The organism is Comamonas sp. Z1, from assembly GCF_008121555.1.
GTDB lineage: Bacteria > Pseudomonadota > Gammaproteobacteria > Burkholderiales > Burkholderiaceae_C > Comamonas > Comamonas thiooxydans.
Genome location: NZ_VOQT01000001.1, coordinates 410,837 through 426,687 on the forward strand (window position 1 = coordinate 410,837; position 15,851 = coordinate 426,687).

Here is a 15,851-nt window from a genome sequence, read left to right on the forward strand (position 1 = left end):
ACAGGCTGCGAGGCCCGCCCTCCGCCCGATCTCGTCACCAGCATGCAGACCCTCTGCCCTGGCTGATGACAATGAGACACCTCGCACAGGCTTTCGCCTCCCGCTTTGGGCCTGCCGGCACCATGCCCGCCTGGCTTCAGCCATGACCCAGCCGTTGACACAGATGTTCGTCCAGCAACGCCATCAGCTGAAGCTGTGGCTGGCCGTGTTGACGGCAGTGCTGCTGCTGTCTCTGACTCTGGCCATCACCCTGGGGCCGGTACGGATCGCCCCCGGGCAAGCCTGGCAAATCACGGCTTACGAGCTGGGTCAGCGCCTGGGCCTGGACTGGCCTTCCGGCAGCTGGAGCAGCGCCCAGTACCAGATTGTCTGGCGCGTGCGCCTGCCGCGCGTATTGCTAGCAGCCCTGACCGGCGCAGGCCTTGCGCTGGTGGGCGTTGCCATGCAGGCCATGGTGCGCAATCCGCTGGCCGACCCCTATCTGCTGGGCGTTTCATCCGGTGCGTCGGTGGGGGCAGTGAGCGTGCTGGCCTTCGGCGCACTGGCATTTGCCGGCGAACTGGCCTTACCGCTGGGCGCTTTCAGCGGTGCGCTGCTGGCCTGTGTGGCCGTGTATTTCCTGGCCCATGCCAATGGACGACTGCAGGCATCGCGACTCATTCTGGGCGGCGTGGCCATTGCCTACTGCCTGGGCGGCGTCACCAGTCTGATTGTGCTGACGGCCGATCAGCGCGAGCTGGCCAATTCCGTGCTCACCTGGACCTTGGGCAGCCTGGCTGGAACCCGCTGGCAGGAGCTGGGCCTGCCGGCCGCCCTGCTGGCTGCGGGCGTGGCCCTGCTGCTGGCACAGACCCGCTCGCTCAATGCGCTGCTGGCAGGCGAAGAAACCGCGACCACGCTGGGGGTGGATACCACCCGCACCAGGCGCTGGCTATTCGTTCTGGTCTCGATGGTAACGGGCGTGCTGGTGGCACTGACGGGTCCGATCGGCTTTGTCGGCCTCATCGTGCCCCATGTCGCCCGCATGCTGGTCGGCTCCGAGCACCGGTGCGTGCTGCCTGTGGCCGCGCTCACAGGCGCCATCTTTCTGATCTGGGTCGATGTGTTCTCGCGCATCAGCTTTGCCCCCGCCGAAGTACCCGTGGGTGTCATCACCTCGTTGCTGGGTGGCCCCTTCTTTGTCTGGATGCTTTGCCGCAAGAGCGTGCGGGAAAAGGGTAATCCGTGAGTTCCGCACCCAGCTCTTCCTGCCTGCTGGAGGCCAGCGGCCTGCATTGGCAGACGGCTGCCGCATCCATAGTCAAGGACATCAGCCTGCATATCCGGCATGGCGAACTGGTCGGCTTGCTCGGCCCCAACGGCAGCGGCAAGTCCACCCTGCTGCGCATGATCTACCGCATGCTCAGGCCTGCCAGCGGCGCGGTCTGCATAGACGGACAGGACATCTGGCAGCGCAGCGCCCGCGACAATGCCCGCGCCATGGCAGTGCTGACCCAGGAAAACGCTAGCGAGTTCGATCTGCGCGTCTGCGATGTGGTGCTCATGGGCCGCACGCCGCACCAGAGCTCTTTCGCCCGGGACAGCGAGCAGGACTTCCGCATCGTCGCCCAGTCCCTGGCTCAGGTCCATGCCCAGTCGCTGGCACAGCGCATGTTCTCCACCCTGTCAGGGGGCGAAAAGCAGCGCGTGCTCATGGCCAGGGCACTGGCCCAGCAGACCAGGCTGCTGGTGCTGGACGAGCCCACCAACCACCTGGATGTACGCCACCAGTTCGAGCTGATGAACCTGATCCGCAGCCTGGACCTGACCACGCTGGCCGCGCTGCACGAGCTGCCACTGGCTGCCCATTACTGCGACCGCCTGTACCTGCTCAAGGCAGGAGAGCTGGTGGCACAGGGCACACCGGCCCAGGTGCTGACCGCTCAGACCATTGCCGAAGTCTACGGCGTACGTGCCCAGGTACGCCTGAGCGAGCGCAGCGGCAGACCGCTGATCGAGTTCATGCCGGACGAGTTGCTCTAAATCCCTGCGCGTTTCGCCCGGGGACTGATAAACTCTCGCGGCGCCTTGATGGCGCTTCGTTTCGGAAGGTGCTCGCTTGAACGCGAGTGAAACGGGAACAAGGTCTGATCGCAAGCTCAGGAAGCCTTGGCTGCCCCCGCAACGGTAAACAGGTCAACACACTCATGCGAGCGCATCGGCGCTCGCAGCCACTGGACATGATCCGGCCCCTCGCCTCGCGACGGTCTGCATCTTTCGGGAAGGCGAGTCGTGAATTCAGCGATGAATTGCCTGTGAGCCCGGAGACCGGCCTGCCGATGACTCAACTCCGCCCCTCGGGGCGGTATTTACGAAAACTGTCTGCGGGGTGCGGATAGCGGCCAGAAAGTGGATTGCGTCATGCCTGAAAAAGGCGGACCTGTCTGCGGCACAGCTATCCCTTCAGGCAGTTTCGGCCTCGTGATATGTGCTCTCATCCACAAACCTCTGCTGCTTTTCATTCCGTCCTCAACTCCAAGTCTCACCTGCGCCATCTAGGCAGCACCGCACTCAAGCTGCTCTTGCTCTGCCCGGTCGTAGGCATGGCCCAGCAGTCCCTGCCCGAAGTCACGGTGCGGGAAAACCGTCTGCACTCGCATGAGTTGCAGACCAGCCAGCCGGCAACCACAGCGTCCCATGTGGACGTACCCGTGCTGGACCTTCCGGCCAGTGTCAGCGGCGTGTCTTCGCTGCAGATCGACGAGCGTGCTGACTACCGGGTCTCCGACGCCGTCACTCGCACCGTGGGCCTGAGCGCCTCGGGCGCCCCTGGCAACGGCGGGCTGTCTTTTTCAAGTCGCGGTTTCAGTGGAGTGAACTCCATCGGCATTGCAGAGGACGGCATCATGCTGGGCGTGGCCTCGGGCACCGTCAACTATCCGGGCGACAGCTGGGGCTATGAGCGCATCGAAGTGCTGCGCGGCCCCGCATCGCTGATGTATGGCAGCGGCACCACAGGTGCCACCATGAATGCCATCCGCAAGCAGCCCAGCCGCGAACGCTCCACCGAAGTGCTGCTGGGAGCAGGCAGCCACGGCAAGGCCTATGCCGGCATCGGCGCCAGTGGCGCACTGGGCGAGACCCTGAGTTACCGACTCGATGCCTATGGCGACCGCACCGACGGCGAGCGCGAGCTGGGCAAGGCCAGCAGCGGCAAGCTGATGAGCGCGCTGCGCTGGACTCCGCGCAATGATCTGACCGTGGACCTCAGTGCCGACATCAGCCAGCAAAAGCCCGAGCGCTATTTCGGCTCGCCCGTGATCGACGGGCAGATCGTCAAGGAACTGCGCAACAAGAACTACAACGTGCTCGATGCCATCGACCAGTTCAAGGACCAGCGCTTCCGTGCCAAGGCCCAGTGGCGTGCCAGCGACACGCTGACGGTGCGCAACGAGCTCTATCACTTCAAGTCCGATCGCCACTGGAAGAATATCGAGGCCTACGACTACCAGCCTGCCACCGGTCAGGTGGGGCGATCCGACTATCTGGAAATCGGCCACGATGTGCAGCAGACGGGCAATCGCATGGGGCTGGACCTCAAGGCCGCCAGCCACCAGATCGCCATGGGCTGGGACATCTCCAACGCCCAGTTCACCAGCAGCAGCAACTCGCCCTACACCGGTCAGTCCACGGTTTCGGCCTTCAACCCGCAGCATGGCTACTGGGACAGCCCTGACGCCTATCTGCCGCGCATGAACTCCAGCATCCGCCAAAATGCGCTGTATCTCGAAGATGCCTGGAAGATCAGCGAGCAATGGCTGCTGATGGCCGGCATGCGCCGCGACTGGTATGCCTTCTCTCGCAACAATATTCAGGACGGATCGGGCTTTGACAAGCCGCTGAACGGCACCTCCTGGCGCCTGGGCCTTACCCACAAGTTCGATGCGCTCAACAGCGCATATGTGCAGACCAGCACCGGCCATGACCCCGTCACCAGCCTGCTGTCGATTGCCCAATCGCAATCGGGCTTCAGCCTGAGCCAGGGCCGCCAGGTCGAAGTCGGCTACAAGCAGCAACTGGCCGATGGACGTGGCGAATGGACCGTGGCGGCCTATCGTATCGTCAAGGACGACATCATCACCCGCGACCCCGATCGTCCGGCACTATCGGTTCAGGGCGGCAAGCAGTCGTCCAGGGGGCTGGAGCTGACCGGCCTCATCCATGCCAGCAAGACACTGCGCTTCGAAGGCAATCTGTCCTATGTGGATGCAAAGTTCGATCGTCTGCTCGAAGGCGGCAAGGGTGTGGACCGTGCAGGCAACCGCCCCAGCAACGTTCCGCGCGTGACGGCCAACCTATGGGGCCACTACCGCACCGGCCCATGGCAGGCTTCGCTGGGCCTGCGCCACGTGGGCGACCGCTTTTCCGACAACGCCAACACCACCCGCCTGCCCTCTTATGTAGTGACCGATGCCGTGCTGAGCTGGGATATGAACCCGCGCACCACGCTGCGTCTGGTGGGCCGCAACCTGACCAACCGCCTCTACGCCACATCGGCCCAAAGCAGCAATCAATGGCTGCTGGGACGCGGACGCAGCGTGGAGCTGTCGGCTCTGATGCGCTTCTGATGTTGCCCAGGCCTGTTGCCATGCAAGCTATTTGCTTGAATCGCCCCTGTGCCTCGGCGCTGCTGGCCGCATCACTGCTGCTGGCCGCTTGCGACAAAGCACCCGAGCCGCAGGCGGTTGCGGCGCCGACGCGCCAGCATCAACCGGCGCTGGAGTTGCCGGTGTGCGGGCAGACCGTGCGCTATGACAAGGTTCCCCAGCGCGCCGTCACCCACGACGTCAACATCACCGAGAGCTTTCTCTATCTGGGTCTGGGCCGGCGCCTGGTCGGCTACTCGGGCATTCCCTCCAGCAAGGAGATCAGCCCCCAGCTCAAGCCCTGGCTGCAGCGCCTGCCCGATCTTTCATCCCAGGGCATGAACCTGGAGGTATTGCTGGGCGCCGAAGCCGACTTTGTCTTTGGCGGCTGGAGCTATGGCTTTCGCCAAGGTGCCGTGACCCCGGAGCGCCTGGCCAGCCACGGCATCGCCTCCTATGTGCTGTCCGAGTCCTGCATCCGCGTGCAAAAGCGCGAGCGCATCGCGCTGGACGATGCATTGCTGGACATGGAGAACATCAGCCGCATCTTTGGCGTCCTCCAGCAGACCCAGCCACGCATCGACAAACTGCGGGCCTCCCAGGCCCAGCTGCGCCAGCAGATGCAAGGCAATCGCGCACTGCCGCGCGTCTTTGTCTACGACAGCGGCCAGGAGATTCCCGTCACCGTCGGCCACTTCGGCATGCCGCAAGCCATGCTGGACGAAGCCGGTGCCAGCAATATCTTTGCAGACCTGAGCCAGAACTGGCAGCGCGGCAACTGGGAAGACGTGATAGAGCGCGACCCCGAGTGGATCGTGATCATTGACTATGGCCAGCCCGACGCCCAGGGCAAGATCGAGTTCTTGCTGCAAAAAAAGGAGCTTGAAGCGGTTTCCGCCGTTCGCAATCGCCGGTTCTTCGTGATGAGCTATGCCGAGGCCACGCCCGGCCCGCGCAATATCGAAGCCGCGCAGCGCCTGGCCGCCGCCTTGCACCCCGAGCGCAAGATCAGCGTTCAGCCCGTCGAATTCGCGGCCGGAGAACTGCCGTGAACAAGCATCCCCCCACCACCCAACCTGCCGACCTCAAACAAGCCGCAGCGCCTTCGCTGGCCATCATCCTGCTCAGCCGGGGTGGCGCCTATACCGCAGGCCTGACGGAGCTCGGGGACCTGGCCACACGACTTGAGACGGCCATGACTGCTGCGGGCAGGCCTGTGCAGCAGGTGAGCACCGCCTATGTGGACCGAGCCCAGCCCACACTGAACGAGGCGCTGGACCTGTGTTCCGCCGCCCGGACCATTCTGATCCTGCCCGTGATGGTGCCAGACGAGGCGTCGCTGCGCCGCTGGCTGCACAAGCTCATCATGCGCTGGCGTGCAGAACGTGATTCCTCACAGCCCTCTCCGCGTCTGGTGTTTGGTCAACCGCTGCTGCAGCTGCCCGGCCTGACCGAGCTGCTGGCCCGGTCCGTGGAAGAGGCACTGCGCCAGCCCGATGTGCCCGAGGTGCTGGGCGACGATCCATGGGAGCACGACCCCAAGGGCTGGTCGCTGGTGCCCGAGCATCGCCATCATGTGCTGTGGTGCGTTGGCCCGCGCTGCGCAGCCAAGGGAGCGCTGCAGCTATGGCCCACGCTGACACGAACGATACGCGAAACCCCGGGACTGAAAAGCCAGCTGCAGCCGCTGCAGACCGGCTGCCAGTACCCCTGCAACCATGGCCCGCTGATGATCGTCTACCCCGACGGCGTCTGGTACGGTCCCATGGATGCCGACAACATGGTGACCACCCTCAAGGGCCATGTGCTGCATGACCGCGTCAACGCGGAGCGCCATGTCCACGGACCAGTCACCTTGAAGCGCCCCTGATTTCTCTTGCTTTCCTCTACCGGAGATAGATCCATGCAAACCACCAAGATCCCCGCCACCATCGTCACCGGCTTTCTCGGCAGCGGCAAGACCACGCTGATGCGCCATATCCTCGAGCAGGCCAAGGGTCTGCGCGTAGCGGTCATCGTCAACGAGTTCGGCGAACTGGGCATTGACGGCGAAATCCTCAAGACCTGTGCCATAGGCTGCAAGGAAGAAGGTGGTGCCGACGGCCAGATCTACGAGCTGGCCAACGGCTGCATGTGCTGCACCGTGCAGGAAGAGTTCTTCCCCGTCATGAAGGCCCTGGCCGAGCGCCGCGCCGACATCGATGTACTGCTGATCGAAACCAGCGGCCTGGCCTTGCCCAAGCCCCTGGTCCAGGCCTTCCAGTGGCCCGATATTGCCAATGTCTTCACCGTCGATTCCGTGGTCACCGTGGTCGACACGCCCGCTGCGGCTGCCGGCCAGTTTGCCCATAACCCGCATGCCGTCGATGAACAGCGTCAGGCCGACCCTAATCTGGACCACGACGCCAGCCTGCACGAGCTGTTCGAGGATCAGCTCTCGGCCGCCGACCTGGTGGTGCTGTCCAAGGCCGATCTGGTCACGGCCGAACAACTCGGCCAGGTGCGTGCCCTGGTGGCCGAAGAGGTGCCAGCCAGTGTGAAGATGATCGAAGCCGTGCAGGGCCAGGTGCCCCTGAACGTGCTGCTGGGCCAGCATTGCGCCGCCGAGCTGTCGATCGACGACAAGCACAGCCACCACGACCATGACGAAGACCATGACCACGATGCCTTCGACTCCCTGCACCTGGACCTGGGTGCCGTGGACCGTGATCGCCTGATGCTGGCCCTGCAGTCCATCGTGGAGCAGCATGGCGTGCTGCGCGTCAAGGGCTTTGCCGCGCTGCCGGGCAAGAAGATGCGTCTGCTGGTACAGGGCGTGGGCCGCCGCTTCGATGCCTATTTCGACCGTGCCTGGGCCGACGGCGAAGCTGCGGCCACGCGTCTGGTGTTCATCGGCAAGCAGCTGGACGCCGCCGTGCTGCGCCAGGCCTTGCTGGGCGCCCAGGCATAAAATCCAAGCAAATCGGCCTCTATCGCTTTACTGGCAAGCGGATAAAGCTATCTTTTTGAATCATGCACCTGCTCAGCTCCCGCCCTGGCGGCTTTGTCGAAGACGACAGCATCATCACCCGTCTGGACCAGACGCCTGCAGACATGGTGGTGCTCAGTTCCGCAGACACCACGCTGTCGCTGCTGGCCGATGCCTACCGGATGTGGCTGCAGGCCGAGCCCCGGGCCGCGAGTTCCACGCCCACGCTGCGCCTGGCCAACCTGCTGCATCTGCGCCAGAGCGCCTCGCTCGATCTGTATATCGACGAGGTGCTACAGCATGCCAGGCTGGTCATCGTTGATCATCTGGGAGCCGAGTCCACCTGGCCCTACGGCATCGAGCAGCTGCAAAAGCTGGCGCGCCGCAAGGGCCAGAAGCTGGCCATGTTCTCTGGCGACAACCAGGAAGATCCGGAGCTGCTGGCCAAGGGCACGCTGGAGCCCGAGCAAAGCCGTGCTCTATGGCAATACCTGCGCGCCGGCGGCCTGGGCAATGCACGCGAGTTCCTGCACATGGCGGCAGCCTGGGGCCTGAACCAGGGCCGCGAGGGAGCGCCCGTGCGGGTGCTGCCCCCCGTGGCCGTGCATGTGCCTCAAGCCTGGCTGGCTGACGATGCAGGGCATCTTCCGGGCCTGGACGACCTGCAGGCACGCTGGACGCCCGGCGCCCCCGTGGCCATGCTGGTCTTCTACCGCTCGCATCTGCTGGCGGCCAATACCGAGGCCTTCGACCTCATGGCCGACGCCCTGCTCGCACGCGGCCTGAACCCGCTGCCGCTGGCCCTGGAGTCGCTCAAGGACGGGCTGTGCCTGCAGACGCTGCGCTCCCTGTGCATCACCCACCAGGTGCAGATCATTCTCAACACCACGGCGTTTGCCGCACTGGGAGAACATGCGCGCACTGGTGAAGCGGCCGATGCGCTGGCGGGCGACATCCCTGTGCTGCAGGTGATTGCCAGCGGCAGCAACCGCGAGGACTGGCTGGCCGACAGCCAGGGCCTGCGCCCGCGCGACATTGCCATGCAGGTGGTGTTGCCCGAGATGGACGGTCGCATCATGACGCGCGCCATGAGCTTCAAAGGCCTGGCCCATCGCTGCGAGCTGACGCAAACCGATGTGATCAGCTACCAGGCCGAGCCCGACCGCGTCGCCTGGATTGCCGAGCTGGCCTGGCGCTGGTGTCGGCTGCGCAGCAAGCCTGCAACGCAGAAGAAAGCCGCGCTGATACTGGCCAACTACCCAGGCAGCGAGGCACGCATGGGCAGCGGCGTGGGTCTCGATACGCCGGAATCCGTGATCGCCCTGCTGGATCAGCTGGCAAGTGACGGCTGGCAGCTGGGCGATGCTGCTGCGCGGCCCGACTCCGGTCTGGCTCTGATGGGCCTGCTGCAGCAAGGCATTGCCAATGACCCGAAAAAATGGCCTCTGCGTCCCGCGAGCCAGGGCTATTCGCTGCAGGCCTATCAACAGCGCCTGGCAAAGCTGCCCGGCGATATGGCCCAGGCCATAGCCGAGCGCTGGGGTGCGCCCGAACAGGACCCCATGCTGCGCGACGGCTGGTTCATGATTGCGGGCCTGCAGCTGGGCCATGTCTTTGTCGGCATACAGCCCGCGCGCTCGCTCGATGGGCGCAATGACTACGCGAGCTACCACGACGCCGAGCTGGTGCCTCCCCATCACTATCTGGCGTTCTACTTCTGGCTGCGCGATGTATTCGGCGTGGACGCCATGGTCCATGTGGGCAAGCATGGCAATCTGGAATGGCTGCCGGGCAAGAGCCTGGCGCTTTCGCAGCAATGCTGGCCCGATGCCATTCTCGGCCCGCTGCCGCATGTCTACCCCTTCATCGTCAACGACCCCGGCGAAGGGGCTCAGGCCAAGCGCCGCAGCCAGGCTGTCATCATCGACCATCTGATGCCGCCACTCACGCGCGCCGAAAACCACGGCCCCATGCAGGAGCTAGAGCGCCTGGTGGACGAATACTACGAAGCCCTGCTGGTCGATCTGCGCCGCTCCGGCATGCTGCGCAAGCAGATTCTGGACTGCGCCAGGCAGCAGGATCTGCTGCGCGAACTCGGCCTCGAAGCGGCGGGCGCGCAGCCCGGCGCCGACGAGCTGCTGCTGGAACGCATCGATGCCTATCTGTGCGAACTCAAGGAAACCCAGATCCGCGATGGCCTGCATATCTTCGGCAGCTCGCCACAGGGCCAACTGCGCGAATCCACCCTGCTCTCGCTGGCACGCTATCCCGGCAATGCCGGCAGCGAGCAAGGCCTGCTCAACGCGCTGACAGCCGACCTGCTGCCGGCCATGGACTGGAACCCGCTGGACATGGATGCCGCCGCGCCCTGGAACGGCCCGCGTCCGGCCGCGCTGCAGCAGCAGGATGCCGGCACCTGGCGCCATGGCGGCGACACGCGCGAGCGGCTCGAGCTGCTGGCCCTGCAGGTCATTGCCAATCCCGCGCTGGCCCGCGACTGGCCGCACACACTCCAAGTGCTGACGCGCATAGAGCAGCAGATTGCACCGTCACTGGATGCCTGCGGCCCGCAGGAGCTGCTGCAGTTCTCGCAAGCACTGCAAGGACGCTTTGTGCCGCCGGGCCCCAGCGGCTCACCCTCGCGCGGGCGCTGCGACACCTTGCCTACAGGGCGCAACTTCTACACCGTGGACACCCGTGCCATCCCCACCCAGACTGCCTGGACACTGGGGCAGCAGTCCGCGCAGCGCGTGCTGGAGCGTTATCTGCAGGAGCATGGCGAATATCCACAGGCCATAGGTCTTTCCGTCTGGGGAACAGCCACCATGCGTACAGGCGGTGACGACATCGCCCAGGCCTTTGCCCTGATCGGGGTTCGTCCCAAATGGGCGGCCGGCAGCCAGCGCGTGACCGACTTTGAAGTCATTCCCGCCGTGGGGCTGCGTCGCCCGCGTGTCGACGTGACCTTGCGCATCAGCGGCTTCTTCCGCGATGCCTTTCCCAACGTGGTGCAGATGTTCGATGCCGCGGTGCGTGCCTTGGCCAAGCTCGATGAGGACGCCGAGGACAACCCCATCCGCGCGCGCGTGCTGCGAGATACGCAGGCTGCCGTGGATCAGGGCCTGAGCGCCGACGCAGCCCGCGAACAGGCGCTGTGGCGCGTTTTCGGAGCGCCCACCGGCAGCTATGGTGCCAGCATGCATGAGATGCTGCGTAGCGGTCAGTGGACCGATGCAGGCGACTTTGCACGCCACTATCTGCACTGGGGTGCCTATGCCTACGGCCAGCAGGCCGGTGGCGTGCCGGCTCGCGCCGCGCTGGAGCAGCGTCTGCAGGCACTCGATGTGGTTCTACAGAACCAGGACAGCCGCGAGCATGACCTGCTGGACTCCAGCGAGTACTACCAGCATCAGGGCGGCATGGTGGCGGCAGTGCGGCACCTGGGCGGCAGCGACCCTGCCATCTATCATGGCGACCATGGCAATCCTCAGTCTGCCAGGATTCGCTCCCTGGCCGAGGAGATAGGCCGCGTGGTGCGCGCCCGCGTCACCAATCCCAAGTGGATTGCGGGCGCCATGCGCCACGGCTACAAGGGCGCCTTCGAGATGGCGGCGACGGTAGACTATCTGTTCGGCTTCGATGCCACCACCGCGCTGGTCTCGGACCAGCATTACGCCATGGTCACCCAGGCCTATGTGGAAGATGAGAGCGTGCGCCAGTTTCTGCGCCAGCACAATCCACAGGCGCTGGGCGATATCGTTTCGCGCCTGCTGGAAGCCATAGACCGCGGCATGTGGGAACAGCCCGGCGAGCATCGCCAGAACCTGCTGGCCCAGATGCTGGAGCACGAAGAATTCATGGAAGGACAGGTTTCCCAATGAGCCCCAACCACGATCCGGCACCCGTATTCCCACTCTCGGCGATACAGGGGCAGCCCACCCTGGTACAGGCCCTGCTGCTCGCCGCGATAGAGCCGCAGCTGGGCGGCGTGCTGATTCGAGGCCCGCGCGGCACGGCCAAGTCCACGGCGGCCCGCGCGCTGGCGGACCTGCTGACCCCTGCGCCCTTTGTCACCCTGCCGCTAGGCGCTTCCATCGAGCATGTGACCGGCAGTCTGGACCTGTCCAAGGCGCTCTCAGGCCACGAAGTGGGCTTCGCTCCGGGTCTGATTGCCAAGGCGCACGACGGCGTGCTCTATGTCGATGAAATCAATCTGCTGCCCGATGCCATCGTCGATGTGCTGCTTGACGTGGCGGCCTCCGGCATCAATCGCATAGAGCGCGACGGCATCTCGCACAGCCATGCCGCGCGCTTTGTGCTGATCGGCACCATGAACCCCGAAGAAGGCATGCTGCGGCCACAGTTGCTGGACCGACTGGGCCTTTGTGTGCAATTGGACAATGCTCAGGACCCGCAGCTGCGCAGCAGCATCGTCAAGGCAAGGCTGCGCTTTGATCAGGATCCCCAGGGCTTCGCCCGATCTCATGCAACCGGGCAGCAGGAGATTCGCCAAAGGCTGACGCTGGCCCGCAGCCGTTGCCGCAATGCCTCGGAGCTGACATGGAGCGATGCCGTCCACGAGGCCGTGGCCCTGCAGTGCATTGCCGCCCAGGTGGACGGACTGCGTGCCGACCTGGTCATGCTGCGTGCTGCACGCGCTCTGGCGGCCTGGCAAGGCAGTCAGAGCATCACGCCCGCACATGTGTCCGAAGTCGCGCCACTGGTGCTGCAGCATCGCGCCAGCCAGCCAGATCCGGGCAGCTCCAGCCAGCTGCGGCAGCCCCCCGCAGCCACGCCTTCCGCCCAGCCGCCGGCAACGCCCGCCACACCGTCAGGCGCGGGCAGCGCAGCCCGCACAGAGCCTGATACCCAGGCACCAGCATCTCATTCACCGGCTACCCGCGAGCCCGGCGCCACCAGCTCCTTGCCTCAAGAGGTAGGTCCGAGCCTCGAACAGCCGCCTGCCGGCTGGGGACAGGCTCAAGCCGTGAGCAGCACCGCCTTCGATGCACAACAGGCCGATGCCATGGCACAGGCAGCCCTGGAGGCCCTGGCCGCAAAAAAAGCCCGAGCCTCCGGTCCGCTGCGCTGAGCGCCGGCCGGGGGCAAATCGGCTCCGAAAACCATGGCCTGGCCTTGGCCAGCCATGCCGTACCCAGCGTCCACAAGATGCCAGGGGCATCGATTGACTGGACAGCCACCCTGCGCCAACGCCAGGACCAGCCACTGGTACACGCACATCTGCGCTGGCGCCAGCCCGAGGGAGCTGTACGCAGGCAACACCTGTTCCTGCTGGACTGCTCGGCCTCCATGGTGGAGAGCGGCGCATTCGCCCAGGCCAAGGGCCTGCTGCTGCAGTGGCTGCGCCGGGCCTATCTGCAGCGCGAATCCGTGGCCCTGCTCTGCTTCGGCGCAGGCCGGCTGCACTGGCTGCTGGAGCCCACGCGGGCGCCACGCTGGAATGCCGATCTGATCGAGCCGCTACGCGGCGGAGGCGGCACGCCGTTGGCCCAGGCCCTGCAGGCGGGCTGGCAGATGACGGCCAGATACTCCCGGCAATCATCCTGCCTGTGGCTGATCAGCGACTTCCGCAGCCCCGATGTGCTGCAGCTGGAGCGCTGGCCTGCTCCTGCCGTGGCACAGGTTCTGGTGGACTGTGAAACCGCTGCGGTCCAGAGCAAGCGTCTGTTTGGCGGTGCCGAGCGGTTGGTAAAGGTCTGGCCGGATACCTTGCGACTGCCGCTGATATTTAGCTAAGAAAAGGCATCTACCGCTTAACAGGAAAGCGTTAATAGCTATCTATTTTGATAATCATCTAACAGGACATCACGCCGCCCCCTGCCCGCCCTATCGATATCCGGTCGCCGCACAGGCGGCAGGAAAGCTGCTGCCAGGCCGATGAGTTCGGCCGTGTGCACCAGGTTATCGCGTAAGATCGCGCCACCACAGGTGCCTCATAGCGTGCTTTGGCACGCGGAGGTGAAACGAGAAGCAGGTGAATGGAGTTCCCACCAATCCTGCACTGCACCCGCAACGGTAATCAGAGATATGGAGATGCATGCTCTGGCCCACGGCCATGGCCGCCACTGCGAAAGCGGGAAGGCGCATCGACATGCCACCCTCAGGTGGGCTCTGTAAGTCCGGAGACCGGCCTGGTGTGTACAAGGCGCAGCGGGGTTGCATGTGGCTTGTGATATGCCAGCGCCTGCGTGCGGCTTATCACCTCTTCATTTCCCTCTGCACATTTTGTTTGTCTGGCCCGGGTATCGGCCAAACCGACCGTGGATGACCTATGTTGCATGGAATTTGCCAGTCCGATTTGTCCCAGTGGGCCGGCCGTGCCCTGGCCTCGTCGCCTGGAGCAAAGCTTGTCCAGCCCTGAGCCCATCCAGATTCGTGGCTGGTGTCCCAGCACCTGGAAACCCATGCAGGCACAGGACGGCTGGATTGTGCGCGTACGCCCTCGCTGCGCATCTCTAACCGCCGTTCAGTGGCTGGTACTGGCCGACCTCGCACGAACCCATGCCTCGGGCCAGATCGAGTTGACCCGCCTCGGCAATCTGCAATTGCGCGGCGTGCACGAATCGGCCCTGCCTGCCTTGCGCACGGCGCTCGTTGTCTCGAGACTGGCCCCAGCCGATGAACAGGCAGATCTGGCGCCTGCCGTGCATTGCACTCCGTTCTATACAAGAGGAGATCGCACCCATGCACTGGCTCTGGCGCTTTCCGTGGCAACGGCGCGTGATCTCAGTCCCCTGGCCCTGCAACAGCAGAACATGCCGGCCCTGCCCGGCAAATTCGACATGCTGGTCGACGATCCGCAGTGTCATCTCCGAAGCCTGAGCTCCGACCTTCAGCTATGGGCCTGCGCCGATGGAGGCTATGGGCTTGCCCTGGGCCAATCGGAAGACTGGTATGGCTTTGAGACTGCACCGGCTGCTGTGCAGGCAGCCATACAGATTGCCCTGTGGTTTGCCCGTGAGCGCAGCTCGCAGACGGCAGGCCGATTGCGCGGCCTTGTCAAGCCCATCGACCGTCAGGTCTGCGGACTCGCCAAGGCCAGTCATCACCTTGAGCCCCGGACTCTGGACAGGAACGCTGCCAGGTCGTTGCGGCCCGGAGCGCCCAACCCTCACGGCCTGCTGCTCGGCGCCCCGTTGGGACGCCTGGACGCATGGGCCATACAGAAGCTGGCAGCTCTCATGCCCGAACAAGCGGAGATCCGGGTCACGCCCTGGAAATCCTTGCTTCTGCCGAACAAGCACCTGGATTCACTGCCTGCCCGGCTCGATGCCAGGGACTGGATCAGCCAGTCCACGGATGTGCGCCTGCGGGTCTCGGCCTGCACCGGAGCACCCAACTGCCCTCAGGCCCATATCCCGGCCCAGCCCATGGCCTTGCAATTCGCCAGCTCACAGGCAGCGGACCGGCATCTTCATATCAGCGGCTGCGCCAAGCTCTGTGCCCTGCCTGCCGATGCGACAAGTGTGGTGTTTGCCAGCCAGGACACAACGGGCCAGATATGGCTGCACGCCAGCCCCGCCGAAGCGCAACCGTCAGCCAGGGCATCCATTCCCTATCGGCCTCTGAACTCCGATCCTCACGATATACAGCAACAACTCAATGACCTACAACTATGAAAAGTGCGGTGAAGAGATTTACCGGCAATCCTTCAGCATCATCCGCCGAGAGGCCGATCTCAAGCGCTTCAACCCCGTGGAAGAGCGGGTCGCCTGCCGCATGATTCACGCAGCTGGCATGGTGGAGCTGGCCGCACATATCCATTTCTCCCCGACCTTTGCCGAAGCGGCGGAAGCCGCACTGCGGCGCGGAGCACCCGTGCTCTGCGATGCACGCATGGTCAGCGAGGGCATCACGCGCAAGCGCCTGTCGGCCCAGAACCCCATCATCTGCACCCTGCAGGACCCGCGTGTGCCAGCGCTGGCAGCCGACATGGGCAACACCCGCAGCGCCGCAGCACTGGAGCTGTGGCGCGAGCATCTGGACGGCGCCGTGGTCGCCATCGGCAATGCGCCGACGGCCCTGTTTCATCTGCTCCATATGCTGCAGGACCCGGGCTGTCCGCGCCCGGCGGCCATCGTCGGCTGCCCGGTCGGCTTTGTGGGAGCTGCGGAGTCCAAGGACGCTCTGCGCGAATGGGGACAGATTCCGTTTGCCATCGTGCAAGGACGCCTCGGTGGCTCCGCCATCACGGTTGCCGCCATCAACGCGCTGGCAACCACGGTGGAGTAGGAAGA

The 15,851-nt window shown here is 64.7% G+C and carries 11 protein-coding genes and 2 riboswitches; all 11 genes read left to right on the forward strand.

The genetic code is table 11. From position 1 onward, the window contains the following. Positions 1-163 precede the first annotated feature (163 nt). Positions 164-1,228, forward strand: a complete 1,065-nt coding sequence (locus FSY45_RS01810) for an iron ABC transporter permease (protein ID WP_046461944.1) — start codon at positions 164-166, stop codon at positions 1,226-1,228. Next, positions 1,225-2,022, forward strand: a complete 798-nt coding sequence (locus tag FSY45_RS01815; RefSeq protein ID WP_052951092.1) for an ABC transporter ATP-binding protein — start codon at positions 1,225-1,227, stop codon at positions 2,020-2,022. Before FSY45_RS01810 ends, FSY45_RS01815 begins: the two co-directional genes overlap by 4 nt. 49 nt (positions 2,023-2,071) lie before the next feature. After that, positions 2,072-2,331, forward strand: a riboswitch (cobalamin riboswitch). A gap of 251 nt (positions 2,332-2,582) precedes the next feature. Then, on the forward strand, positions 2,583-4,607 hold the full coding sequence (locus FSY45_RS01820; RefSeq protein ID WP_255443165.1) for a TonB-dependent siderophore receptor: 2,025 nt from the start codon (positions 2,583-2,585) through the stop codon (positions 4,605-4,607). Beyond that, positions 4,607-5,677 (forward strand): ABC transporter substrate-binding protein, encoded by a 1,071-nt coding sequence (locus FSY45_RS01825; protein ID WP_080944501.1) that lies wholly within the window; start codon positions 4,607-4,609, stop codon positions 5,675-5,677. The genes FSY45_RS01820 and FSY45_RS01825 overlap by 1 nt, the downstream gene beginning before the upstream one ends. Next, entirely contained in the window at positions 5,674-6,495 is an 822-nt protein-coding gene (locus tag FSY45_RS01830) for a (2Fe-2S) ferredoxin domain-containing protein (RefSeq protein ID WP_046461943.1), read from the forward strand. Before FSY45_RS01825 ends, FSY45_RS01830 begins: the two co-directional genes overlap by 4 nt. A 33-nt stretch (positions 6,496-6,528) precedes the next feature. Further along, a complete protein-coding gene (gene cobW / locus FSY45_RS01835) occupies positions 6,529-7,575 on the forward strand; it encodes a cobalamin biosynthesis protein CobW (RefSeq protein WP_046461942.1) in 1,047 nt (348 codons plus the stop codon). A gap of 62 nt (positions 7,576-7,637) precedes the next feature. Continuing rightward, a complete protein-coding gene (cobN, locus tag FSY45_RS01840) occupies positions 7,638-11,474 on the forward strand; it encodes a cobaltochelatase subunit CobN (RefSeq protein WP_046461941.1) in 3,837 nt (1,278 codons plus the stop codon). Next, complete coding sequence (locus tag FSY45_RS01845) at positions 11,471-12,685, forward strand: ATP-binding protein (RefSeq protein WP_046461940.1); 1,215 nt, start codon at positions 11,471-11,473, stop codon at positions 12,683-12,685. The genes cobN and FSY45_RS01845 overlap by 4 nt, the downstream gene beginning before the upstream one ends. 44 nt (positions 12,686-12,729) lie before the next feature. Beyond that, complete coding sequence (locus FSY45_RS01850; RefSeq protein WP_223305712.1) at positions 12,730-13,350, forward strand: VWA domain-containing protein; 621 nt, start codon at positions 12,730-12,732, stop codon at positions 13,348-13,350. Between the two features lie 173 nt (positions 13,351-13,523). Further along, positions 13,524-13,764: riboswitch (cobalamin riboswitch) on the forward strand. Between the two features lie 197 nt (positions 13,765-13,961). Beyond that, positions 13,962-15,233 carry a nitrite reductase gene (locus tag FSY45_RS01855; protein ID WP_223305711.1) on the forward strand — a complete coding sequence of 424 codons (1,272 nt, stop codon included), beginning with the start codon at positions 13,962-13,964 and terminating at the stop codon, positions 15,231-15,233. After that, positions 15,217-15,846, forward strand: a complete 630-nt coding sequence (locus FSY45_RS01860; RefSeq protein ID WP_003062987.1) for a precorrin-8X methylmutase — start codon at positions 15,217-15,219, stop codon at positions 15,844-15,846. The genes FSY45_RS01855 and FSY45_RS01860 overlap by 17 nt, the downstream gene beginning before the upstream one ends. The last annotated feature ends 5 nt before the right edge of the window (positions 15,847-15,851 follow it).

What these genes read in the sequence shown, in the direction of transcription:
- FSY45_RS01810 (WP_046461944.1), top strand. Translation starts at nt 164, where the DNA reads ATGTTCGTCCAGCAACGCCATCAGCTGAAGCTGTGGCTGGCCGTGTTG.
- FSY45_RS01820 (WP_255443165.1), top strand. Translation starts at nt 2,583, where the DNA reads ATGGCCCAGCAGTCCCTGCCCGAAGTCACGGTGCGGGAAAACCGTCTG.
- FSY45_RS01825 (WP_080944501.1), top strand. Translation starts at nt 4,607, where the DNA reads ATGTTGCCCAGGCCTGTTGCCATGCAAGCTATTTGCTTGAATCGCCCC.
- cobW (WP_046461942.1), top strand. Translation starts at nt 6,529, where the DNA reads ATGCAAACCACCAAGATCCCCGCCACCATCGTCACCGGCTTTCTCGGC.
- cobN (WP_046461941.1), top strand. Translation starts at nt 7,638, where the DNA reads ATGCACCTGCTCAGCTCCCGCCCTGGCGGCTTTGTCGAAGACGACAGC.
- FSY45_RS01845 (WP_046461940.1), top strand. Translation starts at nt 11,471, where the DNA reads ATGAGCCCCAACCACGATCCGGCACCCGTATTCCCACTCTCGGCGATA.
- FSY45_RS01860 (WP_003062987.1), top strand. Translation starts at nt 15,217, where the DNA reads ATGACCTACAACTATGAAAAGTGCGGTGAAGAGATTTACCGGCAATCC.